This is a genomic window from Nocardia jiangsuensis, from assembly GCF_042650385.1.
GTDB lineage: Bacteria > Actinomycetota > Actinomycetes > Mycobacteriales > Mycobacteriaceae > Nocardia > Nocardia jiangsuensis.
Map to the genome: position 1 here is coordinate 1 of NZ_JBHSAX010000013.1, position 21,676 is coordinate 21,676.

The following is a 21,676-nucleotide window of genomic DNA, read 5'->3' on the forward strand; positions in this document are numbered from 1 at the left end:
GGGGGTGCAAGAAATCGAGAACCAAAAAATTTGGCACTGACATTCATCGACACACTATTGAGTTCTCAAAGAACACACGCACCAACATCCGAACCAGCGACACTGGATCTTCCGTAGGGCAACTGTTCCAGGCTAAACCCGAACATCCGAGATGTCAAACAGGCCAGCCAACCACCAGGCGCTCAACCGTCCAACCTCGTGTCCCGGTCTCCCGGGTCGGTGTCCGTGTCGCTCTGACATGGAATAAGTTACGCGGCGGGAAACGCAACGTCAAATCGCCTGGTGGACACCGTGAATGCCCAGGTCAACGCGGTGCGATCCGGGCCGAATCACAACGGTGTGACCCAGCACACGACGACTGCCCGCCCCTATGGGTAAACCGCCTGTTCATCCGGGACTCCTAGCCTCGGAACGTGCAGTGCTACACGCGCTTCGTCGCCATCGGGGACAGCCAGACCGAGGGGGTCGGCGACCCCGACGAGTCCGGGGAACTGCGCGGCTGGGCGGATCGGTTCGCCGACATGCTCGGTGCCGAGGCGCCCGAGTTCCGCTACGCCAATCTCGCGATCCGCGGCAGGCGGGCCGGGCAGATCCGCACGGAGCAGCTGGCGCCGGCGCTGGCCATGCAGCCGGATCTGACGGCGGTGCTGGCGGGGCTGAACGACCTGATCCGGCCGCGCTTCGACCGGGAGGCACTGCTCGCCGACCTCGCGGCGCTGATCGAGCCGCTTCGAGCGGCCGGTTCGACGGTGGTCACCTTCACCTTCCCCGACATCGGGGCGATCGCCCCGGTGGTGCGGCCACTGGCGGGGCGGATCCGGCAGTTCAACGCCGATGTGCGGGAGCTGGCGGTGCGCTACGAGGCGGTGCTGGTGGAGCTCGAGCCGGTGCCGGTGGCCGCACACCGGCTGCTGTGGGCGCAGGACCGGCTGCATCTGAGCCCGCTGGGGCACGAGATGGTGGCGCGGGCTGCCGCCGAGGCGCTGCGGGTGCCCGGCGCGGACGGGTCGTGGCGGCAGCCGCTGCCGCCGGTGCGGCAGCGCGGGGGTGAGCGAGTCTTCGACGAGCTGCGCTGGGCGACGGTGCACATGCTGCCGTGGCTGGTACGCCGGGCGCGTGGGATCTCGACCGGTGACCGGGTGACGGCCAAGCGGCCGCAGCTCACCCCGCTGCGCGAGCGGGCCGAGCCGCTGGGGCCGCCGTACCACTCTGCGGCCCGATGATCTCCTGCGAGCGGTAGCAGTATCGCCGGCGTGCCGGTTCGGATGACGCCCGTCGCGCCGTTGCGTGGGTCTTCGTCGGGGCCGGGTCCGGGGCGGTCGCGGCGGCCGCGCATGCCATGGGTGGCGGGGTGGTCGCGCCCGGCGGGCCGGCGACGGCGGCGCTGCTCGCGGTCTGCTGCCTGGTCGGGGTGCTGGTCGAGGCGGCGCCGCAGCCACCGGGGTTCGCGCGGCTGCTGCTCGTGCCGGCGCTGGGACAGGCGGCGATTCCCCCTTCCCTTTCGCACGTTCGGAGTTTCCCCATGACTGGACCGGCTGGTGTGGCTGGACGCCGGGCCGCCTGCCGGTGGCTGCGCGCTGGTGCTGCGCCGGATCGAGACCCAGCTGGACACCTGGGACGAGCTCGGCCCGGTGTCGCGGGAGCTGGTGATCGGCAGGCGGATCGCCGACGACCCGCCGGGGCGGGCGCGGACTCGAACTCGGGGCTGCTCTTCGCCGCCTGCCAGCGCGACATCGGCGCGCAGTTCCCGCCGGTGCAGCGGCGGCTGGCCGAGTTCGACGCGCTCAACCGGTGGACGGTGCCGATCGGCTCCGCGGTCTTCGCGGTGCTGCCGGGGTCCGCGAACCGGCGGCTACCTGGGGCAGCCGCTGCTCGCGGGCTGAGCGGGCGCCGCTCCCGCTCCGCGGGGCGGGAGCGGCGTCCGGCTCAGGTCCACAGGGTGGCGACGACGACGTTGACGACGGCGAGCCCGCCCGCGGCATCGGAGAGCCTGCCCACCGGTTTGCCCCGCTTGGCATCGGCGTAGCCCACCTCGGCGAACCCGGCGACCGCGACGGCGATCGCCAGCTTCACTCCGATCTTGGCCATGTTCGGGTCCTTGCCGAGCGAGTCGATCGACTCGGCGAGCCCGACCAGGGCGATCCCGGAGATCAGCTGGGCGCGGGCGCCCCAGACCATGACCGAGTTGACCTCGGGGCGGCACGCCACCCAGCCGCCGACCACCGCGGCCATTCCGAGCAGGTGCGTCACGACCAGCACGTTGTAGACGAAATCCATGGATTCGCAGCCTAGTTCACGCGGAGTACGTCTACTACATGGCGTCGTGCAACGCGCCGCTCCGCTCGCTGTCGCGCTTGACGCCGAAGGCGGTGGCGATCTCCATGATGCCGATCACCACCAGCCAGATGCCTGCCACCCAGGCCAGCGTCGCCACCGAGCTGACCGGCCAGACCACGAGTACCACGCCGGCGATCGCGGTGACCACGCCGAAGAAACCCTGGACGCCGCGGCCGGGCAGGTTCGGCTCGGAGACGGCGGCCATGACCGCGCCGATCCCGCGGAAGAGCCAGCCGATGCCGATGAAGATGCCGAGCAGCAGCAGCGAGGCGATCTCGTCGCGGAAGCAGAAGACGCCGAGCACGATCGAGAGCACGCCGCTGATGAAGGCGAGCACCCGCAGCCCGGTGCTCGCGGGCGCCCCGAAGGCCGCGAGCAGCTGGAGCACGCCGCTGACCACCAGATAGATACCGAAGAGCACCCCCGCGACGGCGAGGGTGGCACGGGGCCAGACCAGGATGAGCACACCGAGGATCACCGAGAGGATTCCGGTGACGAGAATCGTTTGCCAGGCAGCCCGCGCGAGAGCTCGGACCGGGCCGCCGACCGCTTCCGTTGTCGTCATGACGTGATGTTATGCCCGGTGTCGCGAGCAACCGCGCTGATTTGCCTGGAGTTTCCGTTCCGTGACCCGCGGCCGGGGCCGGGGCGTTCACCCGGCCCGCCGCCGCAGCTGCTCGGCAGGCACGCCGTACCGCCGGGTCGGCTGAGCGTCACGGCCCGGCGCTCCACGCCTCGTCGATGGCGGCCGCGTAGGCGGCGAGCGCGCTCGGCCAGTACTGCTCCACGTAGTCCCTGACGTCGGCGAGGCCGCGCGGGTCGAGGTGGTAGAGGCGGCGGTTGCCGTCCGGCCGCATCCGCACCAGCCTGGCCTCGCGCAGCACCCGCAGGTGCTGGGAGACCGCGGAGCTCGTGACGCCGACCCGCTCGGCCAGCTCGCCGACCGAGCGCGGCGCGGCGGGCAGCGCTTCGAAGATGGCTCGCCTGGTCGGGTCGGCGAGCGCGACCATGGCGCACACTCCATTAGTCGGCACTAATCCAGTGTGCGCGCCTGCGGCCGGTTCCGTCAACCGGAGCGGGGTCGCCGAAGTACCAGGTCGTTCGGGAGCGCTGCGCGCGACCAAGATCGGATGAAGGGTTTCTACCTGCGATTTCACCGGCGGTGAAGGTTGCCACAGAATTGCGGGCTCGGGTTTGCGCTGTCGTACGTTCGACGCCATGCCCGTAACCTGCTCGTTACCCACGCGCCGCACCGTGACCCGGGCGGCCGTCGCCACCGCCGCCGTGAGCGCCTCGCTCGCGGTGCTCGCGGTGGCCGGACACGATCCGGCCCCCGCCACCGCCGCCAGGCCCGCGCTCGCCGCCGCGGTGACTCCGTGGGAGGCGCAGCGGCCGCAGACCGTGCCCGCGGCGGTGGTCGAGGAGCAGCACCGCTTCGCCGTCGAGGCGGCGCGGCCGCGCACCGTCCGCCCGGTGGCGGGCAGCCTGACCTCGCTCTTCGGCATGCGCTGGGGCGCGCTGCACGCCGGGCTCGACTTCGGCGACCCGATCGGCGCGCCGATCGCGGCGGTCACCGATGGCACCGTGCTGGAGGCGGGGCCGGCCGCGGGCTTCGGGCTGTGGGTCCGGGTGCAGCAGGACGACGGGACCGTCGGCGTCTACGGCCACGTGCATGACATCCTGGTCGCCGTCGGGCAGCAGGTGCGCGCGGGCGACGTCATCGCCACCGTCGGCAACCGCGGCTTCTCCACCGGCCCGCACCTGCACTACGAGGTGCACGCCGCGGACGGCGCCGAGCTGGATCCGCTGCCCTGGCTGGCCGCGCGCGGCGTGGACGCGCACCGCCCCGCGGGCTGACCCCTACCGGGGTACGACACCGGGATCACCCGCGAGCGGGAGGTCGCCGAGCATCCCGCGTTCCTACCGTCGACGCATGACGCAGCTCGACGAAGGATCCACGCTCCCGCTCGAATCGGGGCCGCGGCGCCCGCACCGGCCGCTGCTCGTCGCCTGCGGGCTGATGGCCGCGCTGCTGCTCTGGTCGCTGGCCGGGCTGGTACTCGACGACCGGCTGATCGGCGGCGAGCCCGCCTGGGCCAAGCCGGCGAAGTTCGCCGCGGCCTTCGTCCTCTACACCGCCACCCTGGCCTGGCTGCTCGGCCTGCCGCACCGGGGCTCGCGGGTGACCCGGTGCATGGGCACGATCTTCGCGGTGACCACCGTGGTGGACGTCGGGTTCGTCGTGGTGCAGGCCGCGCGCGGGACGTTCAGCCACTTCAACACCGAGTCCGACGCGGTGAACACCGTCGGGCAGCTGATCTTCGCCTCCGGCGTGCCAGGGCTGTTCGCGGCCAACCTGGTGATCGCGGTGGTCGTGCTGTGGCAGCGGGTGGCCGATCGGCCGGTCACGCTGGCGATCAGGGCCGGGCTGGTGCTGGCCGTCGCCGGGATGGCGCTCGGCTACCTCATGGGGTTCACCGGTGCGCGGACGGCGGAGGCCGCGGACGGCAGGGCCGTCGAGCTGGTCGGCAGCCACACCGTCGGCGACCGCGGCGTGCGCGACGACCCGGCCGGGCTGCCGGTGACGCACTGGAGCACGACCGGCGGCGATCTGCGGGTTCCGCATTTCGTCGGGCTGCACGGCATGCAGGTTCTGCTGCTCGCGGCGGTCGCGCTCGGGTTCGCCGCGCGCCGCTACCCCGCGCTGCGCGAAGAGCGCGCCCGCGCCCGGCTGGTCGGGGTGCTGGCGGCGGCCTGGACCGGGCTGCTCGCGCTGACGCTGTGGCAGGCGCTGCGCGGGGTGCCACCCGCCGCGCCGGACGGCCCGGTGCTGCTCACGGGCGCGGCGCTGCTCGCGGCGACGGCGCTCGGGGTGGCGCTCGTGCTCAGCGCAGCCGTTCTGCGTCGCGCGCCAGCGACACGAGTTTCGCACTGAGCACGGCCAATTCGACCGCGCCCGCGCCCTCGTCGACCGCGATCGCGATATCCTCGGCGGCGCAGCGGGCGGCGAACCAGCGGTCCGCGAGAGCCGCCGCCTCCTGGGCGCTGAGCACGACGGAGTCGGCCGGGATGCCGGTGCCCTTGAGGCTGTTCCGGTGTTCGTAGGCGCGCTGACGGCACGACTGCCGGCAGTACCGGCGCCTGCGTCCGGCCTCCGACTCGACGATCTCCCGCCCGCACCACAGGCAGGACAGCAAGCGGCGCATGCCGCAGAACACTAGCCGTACGGCGGCCCCGGCGAGAACTCCCGGCCGCGGCGCGTGCCGATGGCACCGGCCGGGCCGGGCACTCCGGGCGAGGCACTATCATGGAGGGGTTAGCCGGTTGCCCCGGGAACACCGGCTCGTCACCGAGCGTTGTACCGAGCGGCACCGGCCACGTTCGACACGACTGGGACTCGACAGGGAGAGGCACACATGGCAGATCGCGTACTCCGGGGCAGCAGGCTCGGAGCGGTGAGTTACGAGACCGATCGCGACCACGACCTGGCGCCGCGCCGGATTGCCCGCTACCGGACCGACAACAACGAGGAATTCGACGTCCCGTTCGCCGACGACGCCGAGATCCCGCCCACCTGGCTGTGCCGCAACGGCCAGGAGGGGGTGCTCCTCGAGGGCACCGCGCAGGAGGCCAAGAAGGTCAAGCCGCCGCGCACGCACTGGGACATGCTGCTGGAGCGGCGCTCCAAGGACGAGCTCGAGGAGCTGCTCAAGGAGCGGCTGGAGCTGCTGAAGACGCGCCGCCGGGGCTGACCGGCACCACGAGACGAAGGCTCCCACCCGCACCGGGTGGGAGCCTTCGTCGTGTGCTCGGCTCGGGTGCTAGCGGCTCGCCACCTTGCGGTAGCGCAGCAGCGCCAGCGGCATGGCGACCGCGAGGATGGCGAGCGAGCAGCCGATGGAGTAGAGCACCGCGTTGTCGGCGACCCAGCCGGTCGCCGGGATGAAGGTCGGCGGCGAGCTGTTGTCGAAGAGCTGCCGCCCCGCCGTGGAGACGGCGGTGATCGGGTTCCACTCGGCGATGTTCTTCAGCGGGCCGGGCAGCGTCTCCCCGGAGATGAAGGCCGAGGAGATGAAGGTCAGCGGGAAGAGCCAGATCAGCCCGGCGCTCTGCGCCACCTCCACGGTCGGCGAGAGCAAGCCGGTGAGCGCACCCACCCAGGACATGGCGAAGGCGAAGAGCAGGATCACGCCGAAGGCGAGCAGCGCGTCGCCGATCGAGCCGTTGATCCGCCAGCCGACGATCAGCCCGCAGACCACCATGACGAACAGGCTCAGCACGTTCACGACGAGGTCGGAGAGGGTGCGGCCCATGAGCACCGCGAGCCGGGACATGGGCAGCGCCCGCATCCGGTCGATGATGCCCTTCTGCAGGTCGCCCGCGAGCCCGACGGTGGTGAAGGCGGCGTTGAAGGCGACGGTCTGGGTGAAGATGCCTGCCAGCAGGAACTCGCGGTACTGGTCGCCGCCGAGCGAGGCGCCGAAGATGTAGGCGAAGACGAAGACGAACATGAGCGGCTGGATGGTCGCGGTCACCAGCAGCGTCGGCACCCGCAGGATGGTGAGCAGGTTGCGGTAGGCGACGATCGCGCTGTCCCGGAAGATCCGGCCGCGGGGTTCGGGCTCGGCGGCCTGGGTGGACGCCTGCTCCGGGCGGGCGTGCCTGCCCCGCTTCTCCAGGACCTGGGCACTGCTGGTCACGACAGGATCTCCTCGGGAACATCGTCGGTTTCGGGCGCGGGGGCGGCCTCCGCGGCGGGTGCGGTGCCGGTCAGGGAGAGGAAGACGTCGTCCAGGCTGGGGCGGGCGACCTCGGCGTCGACCACGCAGACGCCTGCGTCGTCGAGCCGGCGCAGCGCCTCGACCATGGTGCGCGAGCCCTCCCCCACCACGATCGAGACCTGGTCGGTGCCGGATTCGTGGTTCGGCTCGCCGAGCCCGATCTGCGCGAGCACGGACTTGGCCAGCGCGGTGGCCTGGCCTGCGGCCAGGGTGACGGTGAGCCGGTCGCCGCCGATCGAGGTCTTGAGTTCGTCGGCGGAGCCGCGCGCGATCACCCGGCCGCGGTCGATCACGGTGATCCGGTCGGCCAGCTGGTCGGCCTCCTCCAGGTACTGGGTGGTGAGCAGCACGGTGGTGCCGTCGTCGACCAGGTCGCCGATGACCTGCCACATGTCCAGCCTGCCGCGCGGGTCGAGGCCGGTGGTCGGCTCGTCGAGGACCACCACCGGCGGCCGCGCCACCAGCGCGCCCGCCAGGTCGAGGCGGCGGGCCATGCCGCCGGAGTAGGTGCCCGCGCGGCGGGCGGCGGCGTGCTCCAGGCCGAAGGCGCCGAGCAGCTCCTCGGCGCGCGCGGTGGCGCGCTTGCCGGACATGCCGTAGAGCCTGGCCACCATGCGCAGGTTCTCGAAGCCGGTGAGGTTGGCGTCGACCGCGGCGTACTGGCCGGAGAGCCCGATCAGCCTGCGCGCCCCGGCGGGGTCGCGGAGCACGTCGACCCCGGCCACCCGCACGGTCCCCGCGGAGGGGCTGAGCAGCGTGGTGACGATCCGGACGGTGGTGGTCTTGCCCGCGCCGTTGGGGCCGAGCAGCCCCATCACGGTGCCCGCCGGGATCTCCAGATCGATCCCGTCGAGCACGCGGATCTTGCCGTAACTCATGCTCAGGTCGCTGACTTCGACGGCGAGGCTCACCTGCGCACCTCTGCTCGGGCACTCATCGTTTCTCCTGTCCCCCCGCCGCCGCCGAGCCGGGACCGCAGTACCGGGCCGATCACGGCGAGCGCTTCGGGTGTGGTCATGTCCGCGTGCCTGCACGGCAGCGCGTGATCGTGGATGGCACCGGCGACGAACGGCCGCCAGGCCGCCGCGGACCGGTTCGGGTCGGCGCGGTTGATCTCGTCCTCGGCGGCGGTGAAGAAGAGCAGGTCACCGTCGAAGACCCGCGGCCGGAAACCGTGCGCCAGCACGGTTCCCGCGCGGTACCCCTCGTAGAGCCGCTCCAGGTGCTCGCCGGTGAGCGCCGCGAACGGCCCGTTCTCCTCGCGCAGCAGCGCGGCGGCCCCGGCCAGGTCGAGCTCCGGGTCCAGGTCGTCGGCGGCGATGCCGCCGAATTCGGCGACGATCTCCGCCACGCTCGGCATGGCCAGCTCCAGCAGGTCGTCGGAGAGCCGGTAGCTGTCCAGCAGCCCGAGCAGCGCGACCTCCTCGCCCTGCTGCTGCAGCCTGGTGGCGACGGCGTGCGCGATGAGCCCGCCGAGCGACCAGCCGAGCAGGTGGTACGGGCCGTGTGGCTGCACCGAGCGGATGTGCTCGATGTAGCGGTTCGCGGCCTGGGAGATGCTCTCGAACGGCTCGTCGCCGGTGACGTGCGGCGCCTGCAGGCCGTACACCGGACGGTCGGTGTCCAGGTGCGCGAGCAGCCCGGAGTAGCACCAGGAGAGCCCGATCGCGGGGTGCACGCAGAACAGCGGGGCGGCGTCGCCGGTGGTCCGGATCGGCAGCACCGGGGCCAGCGGGTCGATGCTCGCGCCGCCGGAGAGGCTCGCCGCGATGGCCGCCGGGCTGGCCGCGCCGAACATCTGCTGCACCGCCACCTCGATCCCGGCCGCGCGGAGCAGCCCGACCACCCTGGTGGCGAGCAGCGAGTTGCCGCCGAGCTCGAAGAAGCCGTCGTCGGCGCCGACCCGCTGAATGCCGAGCACCTCGGCGAAGGCGGCGGCGATCGCCGTCTCCAGCGGGCCGAGCGGTGCCCGGTAGCCGTGCGCGCCGGCGAAGACCGGCTCGGGCAGCCTGGCCCGGTCCAGCTTGCCGACGGGGGTCAGCGGCAGCTCGTCGAGCAGCATGATCGCCTGCGGCACCATGTAGTTCGGCACCTTGCCCGCCACGTGCGCGGTGAGCTGGGCGGCGGTCGGCGCGGTGCCCGCGCGCGGCTTGACGTAGGAGACCAGCGCGGTGGCGCCCGCCTCGGTGCGGTGCCCGATGGTGAGCGAGTAATCGACCTCGCCCTGGCTCGCCAGCGCGGCGTCGATCTCGCCGAGCTCGATCCGGAAGCCGCGGATCTTCACCTGGTGGTCGGAGCGGCCGACGTACTCGATCTCCCGGCCGGAGCGGCGGCCGGGCAGCTCGGGTGCGCCGGTCTCGCGCCAGCGGACCAGGTCGCCGGTGCGGTACATGCGCTCGCCCGGCTTGCCGTACGGGTTGGCGACGAAGCGCTGCGCGGTGAGGCCGGGGCGGTTCAGGTAGCCGCGGGCCAGCGCGGCACCGGCCAGCTGCAGCTCCCCGGTGACGCCGACCGGGGCCGGGTGCAGCCGCGAATCGAGGATGGTGGCCGCCACGCCGCGGATCGGGCCGCCGATGGTGATCGGCGCGCCGGGCGCCATCGGCTGCGAGATCACCGTGACGATGGTGGTCTCGGTCGGGCCGTAGACGTTGTAGAGGTTGCGCCCCGGCGCCCAGCGGTTCACCAGGTCCGGCGGCAGTGCCTCGCCGCCGACCAGGATGTGCGCCAGGTCGACCACCCCGCCGGGGTCGACGGTGCCGAGCGCGGCGGTGGTGATGAAGGCGTGCGTGATGCGCTCGCCGACGAACACCTCGCGCAGCCCGTCGCCGCCGACCACCTCCGGCGGCGCGATGACGAGGGTGGCGCCGCCGCCGAGCGCGAAGAGCAGGTCGAGCATGGCGGCGTCGAAGCTCGGGGTGGCGAAGTGCAGCACCCGGGAGCCGGGCCGGACGTCGAAGCGCTCGGCCAGCTCGGCGGCGAAGTTGGAGAGCCCGCCGTGCGTGACGACGACGCCCTTGGGGGTGCCGGTGGAGCCCGAGGTGTAGATGACGTAGGCCGGGTTCTCCAGCCGCAGCGGCGCAGGCCGCTCGGCCTCGGCCAGCGGGCTGTCCTCGGAAGCCAGCACCCCGGCCCTGGTGTCGGGGTCGTCGAGCACCAGCCAGTCGACGGTGTTCGGCAGGGTGTCGCGGTGCGCGGCCAGGGTGAGGCCGAGCGCGGCGCCGGAGTCGGCGAGCATGTGCGCGATCCGGGCGGCCGGGTAGCGCGGGTCCACCGGGACGAAGGCGGCGCCGGTCTTGACCACCGCGAGCACCGTCGCCACCGACTCCACCGAGCGCGCGATGCCGAGCGCGACCAGTGTCTCCGGGCCGACCCCGCGCCGGATGAGCAGCCGGGCCAGCCTGCTGCTCCAGCGGTCGAGCGCCTCGTAGGTGACGTCGGTGCCGTCCGCGCGCAGCGCGATCGCGTCCGGCTCGGCGGCGACCGCGGTGGCGAAGACATCGGGGAAGGTGAGCGGGCGGTCGGGCTCGGCGCCGTGCACCGGGGCCAGCCCGGACCACTCCGCCGGGTGCAGCAGGTCAAGGTCGCCGACGGCGCTCGCCGGGTTGGCCGCGATCGCGGTGAGCAGCCGGACCAGCCGCTCGCCGAGTCCGAGCGCGCTGTTGTGGTCGAACAGGTCGGCGGCGTAGTTGACGCCGACGGTGATGCCGCCGGGGTCGGCGCCGCCGTGCTCGGTGAGGGTGAACTGCAGATCGAACTTGGCGATCCCGGCGTCCAGGTCGAGCGGCTCGATCTGCAGCCCGGGCAGCTCCAGCGGGCCGACCGGCTCGTTGCGCACCGAGAGCATGACCTGGAAGAGCGGGTGGTGCGAGCGCGATCGGGCCGGGTTGAGCACCTCGACCAGCCGCTCGAACGGCAGGTCGGCGTGGTCGAAGGCGTCCAGGTCGGTCTCCCTGACCCGGGCGAGCAGCTCGCCGAAGCGCAGCTCGGGGGAGACCGCGGTGCGCAGCACGAGGGTGTTGACGAACATGCCGATCAGCCCGTCCAGCTCGCGGTCGCCGCGGCCGGCGTGCGGGGTGCCGACGGTGACGTCGCCGGTGCCTGCCATCCGGTGCAGCAGCACCGCGAGCGCGGCGTGCAGCAGCATGAACATGCTGGCGTTGGCGCGGTCGGCGATCCGCCTCAGCTCGCGGTGGGTGAAGGCGTCGACGCCTGCCTCGGCGGTGCCGCCGCGGTGGCTCGGCACCGGCGGGCGCGGCCGGTCGGCAGGCAGCGCGAGCAGTTCGGGCAGCTCGGCGAGGGTCTCCCGCCAGTAGGTGAGCTGGCGGTGCGCGGGCGCGGCCGGATCGTCCTCGGCGCCGAGCGCGTCGCGCTGCCACAGCGTGTAGTCGGCGTACTGCAGCGGCAGCGGCTCCCACTCCGGCGCGGCGTGCAGCCGGGCCGCCCGGTAGGCGATCGCGATGTCGGCGGCGAGCGGGCCGAGCGACCAGCCGTCCACCGCGATGTGGTGCACGACGACGGCGAGCACGTAGTCCTCGATCGGCCCGCCGGAGGAGACGTGCAGCAGCGCGGCCCGCACCGGGACCTCGGTGGCGAGGTCGAAACCCGGTGCGGTGAACCGGGATATCGCCTCGACGACCTCGGCGGGCCGCACCGAGTCGAAGGCGACCGGGACGGTCGTCGTCGCGGCGTCGAGGATGCGCTGCACCGGCTCGCCCTCGTGCTCGGGGAAGACCGTGCGCAGCGTCTCGTGCCGCTCCTGCACCGCGACCAGCGCGGAGGCGAGCGCCTCCAGGTCGAGGCTGCCGCGCAGCCGGAGCACCAGCGGGACGTTGTAGGCGCCGCGCGAGCCGCTCTCCTCGAACCGGTCCAGGAACCAGAGCCTGCGCTGGGCGGCGGAGAGCGGGATGTGCGCCGGGCGCCGCACCGCGACCGGGCGGGACACCCGCGTGGACGGCTCGGCGCGGTCGATCCGGGTGGCGAGCGCGGCGACGGTCGGCTCGGCGAAGACCGTGCGCACCTCGAGCCGGACCCCGGTCTGCTCGGCCAGCCGGGCGACCAGCCTGGTGGCGAGCAGCGAGTTGCCGCCGATGTCGAAGAAGCCGTCGTCGGCGTGCACCGTCTGCACCCCGAGCAGCTCGGCCATGGTGGCGGCGACCAGCCGCTCGGCCTGCGTCTCCGCGGCGCGGCCGCTGCCGGTGCCCGGCAGCGGCTGCGGCTCCGGCAGCCGCGCGATGTCGAGCTTGCCGACCGGGGTCAGCGGGATCTCGTCGAGCACGGTGAGCGCGGAGGGGACCATGTGCGTGGGCAGGACGCGGGCGACGTGGGTGCGCAGCGCCTCCACGTCGATCCCGGCGGCCGGGTCGGCGGGGTGCACGAAGGCGGCGATCCGGTCGGCCCCCGCGATCCGGCGCACCTCGGTGTGCGCGAACCGCACCGAGGGGTGCGCGCTGAGCGCGCCGGTGATCTCGCCGAGCTCGATCCGGAAGCCGCGCATCTTGACCTGGTGGTCGCTGCGGCCCAGATAGCGCAGCGCGCCGTCGGCGGTCCAGCGCACCACGTCGCCGGTGCGGTAGAGCCGGGCGCCCGGTTCGGTGGGGTCGGCGACGAAGCGCGCCGCGGTGAGGCCGTACCGGTCCAGGTAGCCGCGGGCGACGCCGTAGCCGCCCAGGTACAGCTCGCCGGGGACGCCGACCGGCACCGGCCGCAGCCGGTCGTCGAGGACCAGCGCGCGGGCGCCGCGAACCGGGGTTCCGATATCGATCGGGCCGCCGACGGTGAGCGGGCGCGAGATGGTCGCCACGACGGTGGTCTCGGTCGGGCCGTAGACGTCGAACATGCGCCTGCCCGGCGCCCAGCGGGCGACCAGCTCGGCGCCGACCGCCTCGCCACCGACCATCAGCGACCGCAGCGCGGGCAGCGGCCAGCGCTCGTGGTCGACGGTGGCCAGCGCGGCCGGGGTGAGGAACAGGTGGGTGACCCGCTCCGCGGCGAGCAGCGCGCCGAGCTCGTCGCCGCCGAAGACGTCGGTCGGGCAGAGCACCATGGCCGCGCCCGCGTTGATGGTGAGCAGCAGGTCGAGCATGGCGGCGTCGAAGCTGGGGGTGGAGAAGTGCAGCGTGCGCGAGTCCGGGGTGACCTGGGCGCGCGCGCCGAACTCCTCGGCCAGCCCGGCCAGGCCGGTGTGCGTGACCGCGACGCCCTTGGGGGTACCGGTGGATCCCGACGTGTAGATGACGTAGGCGAGGTCGTCCGGGCGGGCCGGGCGGGCGCGCTCGGCGGCGGCGAGCGGGCGGGCGGAGTGGGCGGCGAGCTCGGCCGTGAGCTCCTTGTCGTCGAGCAGCAGCCAGCGGGTGCCGCCGCCGTCGGCGGCGGCCAGCGCGGCGGCGTGCGCGGAGCGGGTGAGCCCGACCCGGCAGCCGGAGTCGGCGAGCATGTGCCGCAGCCGGTCCGCCGGGTAGGCGGGATCGAGCGGCACGTAGGCCGCGCCCGCGGTGACGACGGCGAGCGCAGCCGCCACCGAGTCGATCGAGCGGGTGAGCCCGAGCGCGACCCGGTCGCCCGCGCCGATGCCGCGGGCGCGCAGCATGCGGGCCAGCCGGTTCACCCGCTCGGCGAGCTCGAAGTAGTCCAGCACGGTGCCCGCGGACCGCACGGCGATCCGGTGCGGGTGCTCGTCGGCGGTGCGCTCGAAGTACTCGGCCAGGGTGACCGGGGCCGCGGCCGGGCCGCCGTGCGCGGGGCTCAGCACGGCCCGCTCCCAGTCGGTGCGCAGGTCGATCCGGTGCACCGGGCGCTCCGGGTCGGCGGCGACCGCGGCGAGCACGGTGAGCAGCCGGTGCCCCACCGTCTCGACGGTGCCCACGTCGAAGAGCTCGGCGGCGTAGACGAGCTCGAGTTCGTCACCGAGCCCGGCCGGGGCACGCAGCTCCAGGTCGAACTTGGCGCGGGCGATGTCGAGCGCCCGCGCGGTGACGGTGAGCCCGGGCAGCGCGAGGCCGGGGTGCGGCTCGTCCTGCACGGTCAGCGCGACCTGGAAGAGCGGGTGCCGCCCGGTGCCGCGCACCTCGGCGCCGAGCTCGGCGACGAGCAGGTCGAAGGGCAGGTCGGCGTGCTCCATGGCGGCCAGCTCGGAATCGAGGTCGGCGGCGAGCAGCTCGGTGAAGGCGGCGTCCGGGTCGACGTCGGAGCGCAGCACGACGGTGTTGACGAACATGCCGACCAGGTCGTGCAGCTCCGGAGCGGAGCGGCCGGCGACCGGGGTGCCGATCACGACGTCGCGGCCGCCGGTGAGCCCGCGCAGCAGCACGGCCAGCGCCGAGCGCAGCACCATGAACGGGCTGACGCCGCGGTCCCGCGCCAGCCGCTCCAGCGCGGCGCGCAGCCCGGCGGGGAGCGGGATCCGCACCGTGCCCGCGCGCTGGGTCGGCTCGGCCGGGCGCGGCCGGTCGTAGGGCAGCGGGAGCTCGTCCGGCAGGTCGGCCAGCGCGGCGCGCCAGTGCGCGAGCTGGGTGGCGGCCGGGCTGGCCGGGTCGTCGACGGCGCCGAAGCGCTCGCGCTGCCAGAGCCCGAAGTCCGCGTACTGCACCGGGAGCGGCGCCCAGTTCGGCGGCGTCCCGGCCGCGCGGGCCAGGTAGGCGGCGCCGAGATCGCGGGTCAGCGGGGTGAGCGAGGCGCCGTCGGCGGCGATGTGGTGCAGCACGACGGCGAGTACGTGCTCGTCGGGGGCGGTGCGGACCAGCGCGACCCGCAGCGGCGGCTCGGTGGCGAGGTCGAAGCCGCGCTGCGCGAGCGCGGTCAGCGCCTGGGTGGCGTGCTCGGCGTCGGCCGCGTTCTCCAGCACCGGCAGCGCGGGGGTGGCCGCGACCGTCGGCAGGATGCGCTGCACCGGGCCGTGCGCGTCCTCCGGGAAGACGGTGCGCAGCACCTCGTGCCGCTCCACCAGGTCGCCGAGCGCGGAGCGCAGCGCGGCGACGTCGAGCTCGCCGCTGATGTGCAGCGCCACCGCGATGTTGTAGGCGCTGTTGGCGGGGTCGAGCCGGTTCAGGAACCAGAGCCGCTGCTGCGGCAGGGCGAGCGGGATCCGCTCCGGGCGCTCGCCCGCGGTCACCCGGACCCGCTCGGTGCGCGGCGAGACCGCGAGCGCGGCGGCGATGTCGGCGACGGTCGGGGCCTCGAAGATCGCCCGCACCGGCAGCTCGACGCCGAACTCGTCGTGCAGCGCGGCGACCAGCCTGGTGGCGAGCAGCGAGGTGCCGCCGATCTCGAAGAAGCCGTCCTCGGCGCCGGTCACCGGCTGCCCGAGCACCTCGCCGAAGAGCGCGGCGACCCGGCGCTCGGTCTCGGTGCGCGGGGCGCGGGAGCCCGCGGCGGCGTCGAAGACCGGGTTCGGCAGCGCGCGCCGGTCGAGTTTGCCCGCGCCGGTGACCGGCATCCGGTCCAGGACGAGCAGCGAGGCGGGCACCATGTAGCCGGGCAGTCTGCCGCGCACGCCGGAGAGCACGTCGGCGGGGGTGAGGTGGTCGGCGCCGGTGACGTAGGCGGCGAGCCTGGTGTGTCCGGCGGGGTCGGTGTGCGGCACGGTGACCGCGGCGGTGACGCCGGGCTGGGCGCGCAGCGCGTGGTCGATCTCGCTGAGCTCGACCCGGAAGCCGCGGATCTTGATCTGGTCGTCGGCGCGGCCGAGGAAGCGCAGCGCGCCGGTGCGGTCGGCGACGACCAGGTCGCCGGTGCGGTACATCCGCTCGCCGCGGCGGCCGTGCGGGTTGGCCGGGAAGCGGGCCGCGGTGAGGCCGAGCTTGCCCAGGTAGCCGCGGGCGACGCCGGGGCCGGAGAGGTAGAGCTCACCGGGGGTGCCCGGCGGCACCGGACGCAGCCGGCCGTCCAGCACGAAGAGCCGCATACCGCGCACCGGCGCGCCGAGCGGCACCGGCGCGCCCGGCACCATCGGCGCCGAGGCGGTGGCGGCGACGGTGGCCTCGGACGGGCCGTACATGTTGTGCATGCGGTAGCGCGCGCCCCAGGTGCGCACCAGGTCGGCGGAGACCGCCTCGCCGCCGACGATCACGGTGCCGAGATCGGCGAAGGGCTCGGCGGTGGGCACGGTGGCCAGCGCGGCCGGGGTGACGAAGGCGTGCGTGACCCGCTCGTCGCGCAGCAGCCTGGCCAGTTCGGCGCCGCCGTAGACGTCGTCGGGGGCGATCGCGATGGTGGCGCCGGCGGCGAAGCCGAGCAGCAGCTCCAGCACCGAGGCGTCGAAGCTGGGCGAGGAGAAGTGCAGCGTGCGGGAGCGGTCGGTGACGCCGAAGAGGTAGCGCTGCTCGGCGGCGAGCGAGGCGATCCCGGCGTGCGTCACCACCACGGCCTTCGGCTTGCCGGTGGAGCCGGAGGTGTAGATCAGGTAGGCGGGGTGCGCGCCGCGCAGCGGGCGCTCCCGCTCGGCGTCGGTGAGCGGGCGCGGCGCGGCGGAGGCGCAGGCGCGGTCCAGCTCCGCCGAGTCCAGGACCAGCCACTCCATCTCGGCCCGGTGGTGCCTGCCCTGCACCGCGAGCGTGCGGCGCGGCAGCCCGTCGACGCTGCGCGCGACGGTCAGCCCGAGCGCGGCCTCGGAGTCGGTGAGCATGTGCTCGATCCGGTCGCTCGGGTAGCGCGGGTCGACCGGGACGTAGGCGGCGCCGGTCTTGGCCACCGCCCAGATCGCGACGATCGCCTCCGGGCTGCGCGGGATCGCGACCGCCACCACCATCTCCGGGCCCGCGCCGTGCCCGGCCAGCACCCGGGCCAGCCGGTTGGCCCTCGCCTCCAGCTCGCCGTAGCTCAGGCTCGTGCCGCGGTAGCGCAGCGCGATCGACTCGGGGGCGCGCTCGGCGACCGCGCCGAACAGCCCGGAGAGGGTGACCACCGGCTCGGCCGGGCCGCCGGCCAGCGGCAGGAAGCGCCCGGTCTCCCTGAGGTCGAGCAGGTCGATGTCGCCGACCGGGCGGGCCGGGTCGGCGACCGCCGCGGTCAGGACGGCGACGAAGCGGCGAGCCACCGCCGCGACCGTCGCGTGGTCGAAAATATCGGCGGCGTAGCCGAATTCGCCGGTGAGCGGGGCGTCCTCGCCGCCGTCGTGCACCTCGAGCCTGAGGTCGAACTTGGCCACGTCGGCATCGAGGTCGATGCGCTCGGTGCGCACGCCGGGCAGCTGGACGGTGAGGTCGGGGCCGTTGTCGTAGGCCAGCATCACCTGGAACAGCGGGTGCCGCGCGGTGCTTCGCTCCGGGTTGACCAGCTCGACCAGCCGCTCGAACGGCACGTCGGCATTGGCGAAGGCGTTGAGGTCGGTGTCGCGGGCGTGGTCGAGCACCCGGTCGAAGCCGGCCGCCGGATCGACCGCGGTGCGCAGGACCAGGGTGTTGACGAACATGCCGACCAGCTCGTCCAGCTGTGGGTCGGAGCGGCCGGCGATCGGGGTGCCGACGGCGATGTCCCTGGTGGCGCAGATCCGGGCGAGCAGGGTGGCCAGCGCCGCGTGCAGCACCATGAACATGCTGACGCCGCGCTCGGCGGCGAGTGCCGCCGCGGCGGCGCGGGTCTCGGTGGGGACGGTGAACGGCACCCGCCCGCCCTCGGTGCCGCGGCGCCGCGGGCGCGGGCGGTCCAGCGGGAGGTCGAGCTGGTCGGGCAGCCCGTCCAGCGCACCGCGCCAGTGCGTCAGCTGCCTGCTCAGCGCGCTGCCGGAGTCGGATTCGTCGCCGAGCAGGGCGCGCTGCCAGAGCGCGAAGTCGGCGTACTGCACCGGCAGCGGGGTCCAGGCCGGCGCCCGGCCTGCGGCCCGCGCGGAGACCGCGACGGTGAGATCGCGGGTCAGCGGTGCCAGCGACCAGCCGTCGCCGCAGATGTGGTGCAGCACCGCGACGAAGATGTGCGTGTCCGGCCCGGTGCGCCACAGCGCGACCCGGATCGGGGCCTGCTCGCGCAGGTCGAAGCCGTAGCCGGTGAACTCGCCGATCAGCGCGGGCACCTGCGCGGCCGGGGCGGGCACCGGGTCGAGGGTGAGCGGGATGTCGGCGGCGGGGTGCACCCGCTGGGCCGGGCCCGCCGGGGTCTCCGGGAAGGTGGTGCGCAGGCTCTCGTGCCGCTCCAGCACGTCGCGCAGCCCGGCGCGCAGCGCGGTGACGTCGAGCGGGCCGTCGATCCGGAGGGCGAGCGGCATGTTGTAGGCGGCGGCCTGCTCGTCGATCCGGTTCAGGATCCACAGCCGCTGCTGGGCCGGGGAGAGCGGCACGTGCTCCGGGCGCGGACCGGCGGCGAGCACCGGCGCGGTCCGCTCGTCGGCGTGCCCGGCGCAGCGCTCGGCCAGCGCGGCGACGGTGTCGGCCTCGAACAGGTCGCGGATGGTGAGCCCGGTGCCGAGCAGCGCGTTGATCCTGGCGATGGCGCGGGCGGCGATGAGCGAGTTGCCGCCGAGCGCGAAGAAGCTCTCGGTGACCGCGATGTCGTCCAGCTCGAGCAGTTCGGCGACGATCTTCGCCACCGCGCGCTCGACCTCGGTGCGCGGCCGGGTGCCGCCCGCCGAGCGGGCCGGGGCGGCGGGGGCGGGCAGCGCCTTGCGGTCGATCTTGCCGTTGGCGCTGAGCGGCAGCTCGTCCAGCTCGACCAGCTGCGCGGGCACCATGTAGGCGGGCAGCAGCGCGCGCACCCCGGCCAGCAGGGCGTCCCGGTCCAGCGGGCGGCTCGCGCCGGGCGCGGCCACCACGTAGCCGACCAGCTCGGCGCCGACCCGGCCGGTGTGCGCCACGCAGACCGCGCGCGCCACCCGTTCGTCGGCCAGCAGCGCGGCCTCGATCTCGCCCAGCTCGATCCGCTGGCCGCGGATCTTCACCTGGAAGTCGCTGCGCCCCAAATACTCCAGCGCGCCGTCGGCGCGCCAGCGGGCCAGGTCACCGGTGCGGTAGAGCCGCTGCCCCGCGGTGAACGGGTCGGCGACGAACCGGTCCGCGGTGAGCTGCGGGCGGCCGAGGTAGCCGCGGGCCAGCTGCACCCCGGCCAGGTACAGCTCCCCCGAGACGCCGGGCGGCACCGGCCGCAGCCGCGCGTCGAGCACGTAGGTGCGGGTGTTCCAGACCGGCGAGCCGATCGGCACGCTCGCCGGGTTCGGCGGGCAGGTCCAGGCGGTGACGTCCACCGCGGCCTCGGTCGGGCCGTAGAGGTTGTGCAGCCGCACCCGCGGCAGCGCCGCCTGGAAGGCGCGCACGGTGGCGGCGGGCAGCGCCTCGCCGCTGCAGAACACCCGGCGCAGCCCGGCGCAGCCGCGCACGTCGGTGTCGGTGACGAAGACCGAGAGCATGGACGGGACGAAGTGCGCCGTCGTGACCGACCGCTCGGCAATGGTCCTGGCCAGGTAGTCCGGGTCGCGGTGGCCGTCCGGCGCGGCGATCACCAGCCGCGCACCGACCTGCAGCGGCCAGAAGAACTCCCAGACCGAGACGTCGAAGGTGGCCGGGGTCTTCTGCAGCACCGCGTCGGTGTGGTCCATCGGGTACTCGTGCTGCATCCAGCGCAGCCGGTTCACGATGGCGGCGTGGGTCACCGTCACGCCCTTGGGGCGGCCGGTGGAGCCGGAGGTGAAGAGCAGGTACGCCGGGTTGTCCGGGCGCAGCGGCGACCGGCGGTCCCGGTCGGTGACCGGCGCGGCGGACTCCGCGGAGAGGTCGATGGTGTCCAGCGCGAAGCGGGCGACCCCGGCGGGCAGCGGCACCTCGTCCCGCTCGGTGGTGAGCACCGCGACCGGCTCGGCCTGCTCGAGGATGCCTGCCAGCCGCTCGGCCGGGTGGTCCGGGTCGAGCGGCAGGTACGCCGCGCCCGCCTTCATCGCCGCGTACATGCCGACGACCAGCTCCACGCTGCGCCGCACCGCGAGCGCGACGACGCGCTCCGGGCCCGCGCCGCGCGCGATCAGGAACCGGGCCAGCCGGTTCGCCCTGCGGTCCAGCTCGGCGTAGCTCAGCAGCTCGTCGTCGAACTCCAGCGCGGGTGCCGCGGGGCTCCCGGCGACGGCGCCGTCGAAGAGCTCGGCGAGCGTGCCCGGCCGCAACGGCATGGCGGTGTCGTTCCAGCCGTACAGCACCCGGTGCCGCTCGTCGGCGGTGAGCGCGGAGAGCGCGTCCGCGCCGGTCTCCGGCCGCGCGGCGAGGAAGCGGGCGAGGAAGTCGCGGAAGCGGGTGTGCTGGGCGGTGACCTCGGCGGCCCGGTAGCGCGCCGGGTTCGCCTCGAAGTCGAGGTGGATCTCGCCGTCGATGCCGTTGTAGACATTGATCGACAGGTCCTCGACCGGCCCGGTGGCGAGCACGTGCATGGAGCCCAGCATGTCGCCGAGGCGCAGCTCGTTCTTGAACAGCATGATGTTGACCATCGGCCCGAAGAAGCCGCGCGCGGCGCGCGAGTAGCCGCCGTCGCGGCGGATGTCGTCGTGCCGGTACAGCTGGTGCCGCAGCGCCGCGGTGACCTGCAGCTCGGCCGCCCTGACCACGTCGGCGAGCGTGGTCTCCGGCGTGAACTCGATCCGCAGCGGCACCACGTTCGAGACCACGCCCGCGGAGCGGCGCAGCGCCATCGTGGTGCGGCCGGAGACCGGAAGGCTCAGCAGGACATCGGCCCTGCCGGTGACGGCGTGCGCGTAGCAGGCGGCGGCCGCGACGAAGAGCACGGCGGTCTTGGCGTCGTGCGCGGTGCCCGCCGCGGCCAGCGCGGCGGCGGTCGGCTCGTCGAGCACGGCGGTGGTCAGGTGCCTGCCCGGTGCGTCGGGCACCTCGGCGAGCGGGCTGCCGTCCAGGCTCACCGGCTCGCCGGTGCCGGCCAGCTGCGCGCGCCAGTGCTCGCGATCGGCGAGGAAGCGCGTGGAATCGCGGTAGCGGGACTGGTTCTCGTAGATCTCGGTCAGCGGCGCGGCGCGCGAGACGGTGGGCTCGGTGCCGTCGGTGGCGGCGGTGTAGATCTCGGCCGCCCTGGTCAGCACGTTCATCGCGCCGTAGCCGTCGACCAGGATGTGGTGCGCGCGAACGTACCAGAGGTGGTGGGTGTCGCCGATCCGCAGCACGGCGTTGGTGGAGAGCGGGTCCCGCTCGATATCCACCGGCGACGCGGCGTGCTCGGTCATCCAGCGGAAGGCGGCGGTGCGCGGGTCGGGCTCGCCGCGCAGGTCGAGCCGGAGCCACTCCGGCCCCACCTCGGGGTCGACGACCTGGTAGGGGACGCCGTCCTCCTCGATCAGCCGGACCCGGCCGACCTCGGCCTCGGCGCCGCACCGCTCGATGGCGTAGTGCAGCCTGCCGAGGTCGAGCTCTCCGCGGAGCTCGACGTACTGCGCGATGATCAGCGGTACGTCCGGGCGCAGCCGCTGCGCGTAGTAGAGCGCGCTCTGCGCCGGCGAGAGTGGGAACGGCTCGACACCGTCCCGGGAATCACAGGGGGATGCACATTGGTCGACCCGCTCGGTGGCCAATGAACTCATCAATCACTCCGTTCTGCCGCACATGTCGCATCTCCCCGAGCAGACCTTCAGCGGATGCATCGAGACG

At 74.1% G+C, this 21,676-nt stretch carries 11 protein-coding genes and 1 pseudogene; 5 read left to right on the top strand and 7 right to left on the bottom strand.

All coding sequences use genetic code 11. The features are described from left to right. Nucleotides 1-413: 413 nt before the first annotated feature. Together ACFO0B_RS11640 and ACFO0B_RS11645 are read left to right on the top strand one after the other, a co-directional pair. Nucleotides 414-1,223 carry an SGNH/GDSL hydrolase family protein gene (locus tag ACFO0B_RS11640; RefSeq protein ID WP_378612409.1) on the top strand — a complete coding sequence of 270 codons (810 nt, stop codon included), beginning with the start codon at nucleotides 414-416 and terminating at the stop codon, nucleotides 1,221-1,223. 357 nt (nucleotides 1,224-1,580) lie between these two features. Further along, nucleotides 1,581-2,026 (top strand): annotated as a pseudogene (locus ACFO0B_RS11645) (hypothetical protein). Here ACFO0B_RS11645 and ACFO0B_RS11650 read toward each other — a convergent pair. The 3 genes from ACFO0B_RS11650 to ACFO0B_RS11660 all read right to left on the bottom strand — a co-directional run bounded on the left by ACFO0B_RS11650 (nucleotide 1,927) and on the right by ACFO0B_RS11660 (nucleotide 3,347). After that, nucleotides 1,927-2,277 carry a hypothetical protein gene (locus ACFO0B_RS11650; protein WP_378612410.1) on the bottom strand — a complete coding sequence of 117 codons (351 nt, stop codon included), beginning with the start codon at nucleotides 2,275-2,277 and terminating at the stop codon, nucleotides 1,927-1,929. The pseudogene ACFO0B_RS11645 and the gene ACFO0B_RS11650 overlap by 100 nt on opposite strands. Before the next feature lie 34 nt (nucleotides 2,278-2,311). After that, on the bottom strand, nucleotides 2,312-2,902 hold the full coding sequence (locus ACFO0B_RS11655; protein WP_378612411.1) for an HdeD family acid-resistance protein: 591 nt from the start codon (nucleotides 2,900-2,902) through the stop codon (nucleotides 2,312-2,314). Between the two features lie 148 nt (nucleotides 2,903-3,050). Further along, nucleotides 3,051-3,347 carry an ArsR/SmtB family transcription factor gene (locus ACFO0B_RS11660; protein ID WP_378612863.1) on the bottom strand — a complete coding sequence of 99 codons (297 nt, stop codon included), beginning with the start codon at nucleotides 3,345-3,347 and terminating at the stop codon, nucleotides 3,051-3,053. 208 nt (nucleotides 3,348-3,555) lie between these two features. On the opposite strand from ACFO0B_RS11660, the gene ACFO0B_RS11665 reads away from it, so the two are divergent. Both ACFO0B_RS11665 and ACFO0B_RS11670 read left to right on the top strand, forming a co-directional pair. Further along, complete coding sequence (locus ACFO0B_RS11665; RefSeq protein ID WP_378612412.1) at nucleotides 3,556-4,194, top strand: M23 family metallopeptidase; 639 nt, start codon at nucleotides 3,556-3,558, stop codon at nucleotides 4,192-4,194. Nucleotides 4,195-4,270: 76 nt separating this feature from the next. Further along, nucleotides 4,271-5,272, top strand: coding sequence for a hypothetical protein (locus ACFO0B_RS11670; RefSeq protein WP_378612413.1), 1,002 nt, complete (start codon nucleotides 4,271-4,273; stop codon nucleotides 5,270-5,272). Here ACFO0B_RS11670 and ACFO0B_RS11675 read toward each other — a convergent pair. After that, nucleotides 5,223-5,543, bottom strand: a complete 321-nt coding sequence (locus ACFO0B_RS11675) for a hypothetical protein (protein ID WP_378612414.1) — start codon at nucleotides 5,541-5,543, stop codon at nucleotides 5,223-5,225. The genes ACFO0B_RS11670 and ACFO0B_RS11675 overlap by 50 nt on opposite strands. A gap of 210 nt (nucleotides 5,544-5,753) precedes the next feature. Here ACFO0B_RS11675 and ACFO0B_RS11680 point away from each other — a divergent pair, with 210 nt between their 5' ends. Next, nucleotides 5,754-6,089 carry an RNA polymerase-binding protein RbpA gene (locus tag ACFO0B_RS11680; RefSeq protein WP_067659014.1) on the top strand — a complete coding sequence of 112 codons (336 nt, stop codon included), beginning with the start codon at nucleotides 5,754-5,756 and terminating at the stop codon, nucleotides 6,087-6,089. 69 nt (nucleotides 6,090-6,158) lie between these two features. On the opposite strand, the gene ACFO0B_RS11685 is transcribed toward ACFO0B_RS11680, so the two are convergent. The 3 genes from ACFO0B_RS11685 to ACFO0B_RS11695 form a co-directional block, all read right to left on the bottom strand. Next, nucleotides 6,159-6,941: an ABC transporter permease gene (locus ACFO0B_RS11685; protein ID WP_378612864.1), complete on the bottom strand. Its 783-nt coding sequence runs from the start codon at nucleotides 6,939-6,941 to the stop codon at nucleotides 6,159-6,161. Nucleotides 6,942-7,033: 92 nt separating this feature from the next. Beyond that, a complete protein-coding gene (locus tag ACFO0B_RS11690) occupies nucleotides 7,034-8,029 on the bottom strand; it encodes an ATP-binding cassette domain-containing protein (RefSeq protein ID WP_378612415.1) in 996 nt (331 codons plus the stop codon). After that, the gene (locus tag ACFO0B_RS11695; protein WP_378612416.1) at nucleotides 8,026-21,609 is read right to left on the bottom strand and encodes an amino acid adenylation domain-containing protein; all 13,584 of its coding nucleotides are present in this window, start codon (nucleotides 21,607-21,609) and stop codon (nucleotides 8,026-8,028) included. The genes ACFO0B_RS11690 and ACFO0B_RS11695 overlap by 4 nt, the downstream gene beginning before the upstream one ends. Nucleotides 21,610-21,676: the final 67 nt, after the last annotated feature.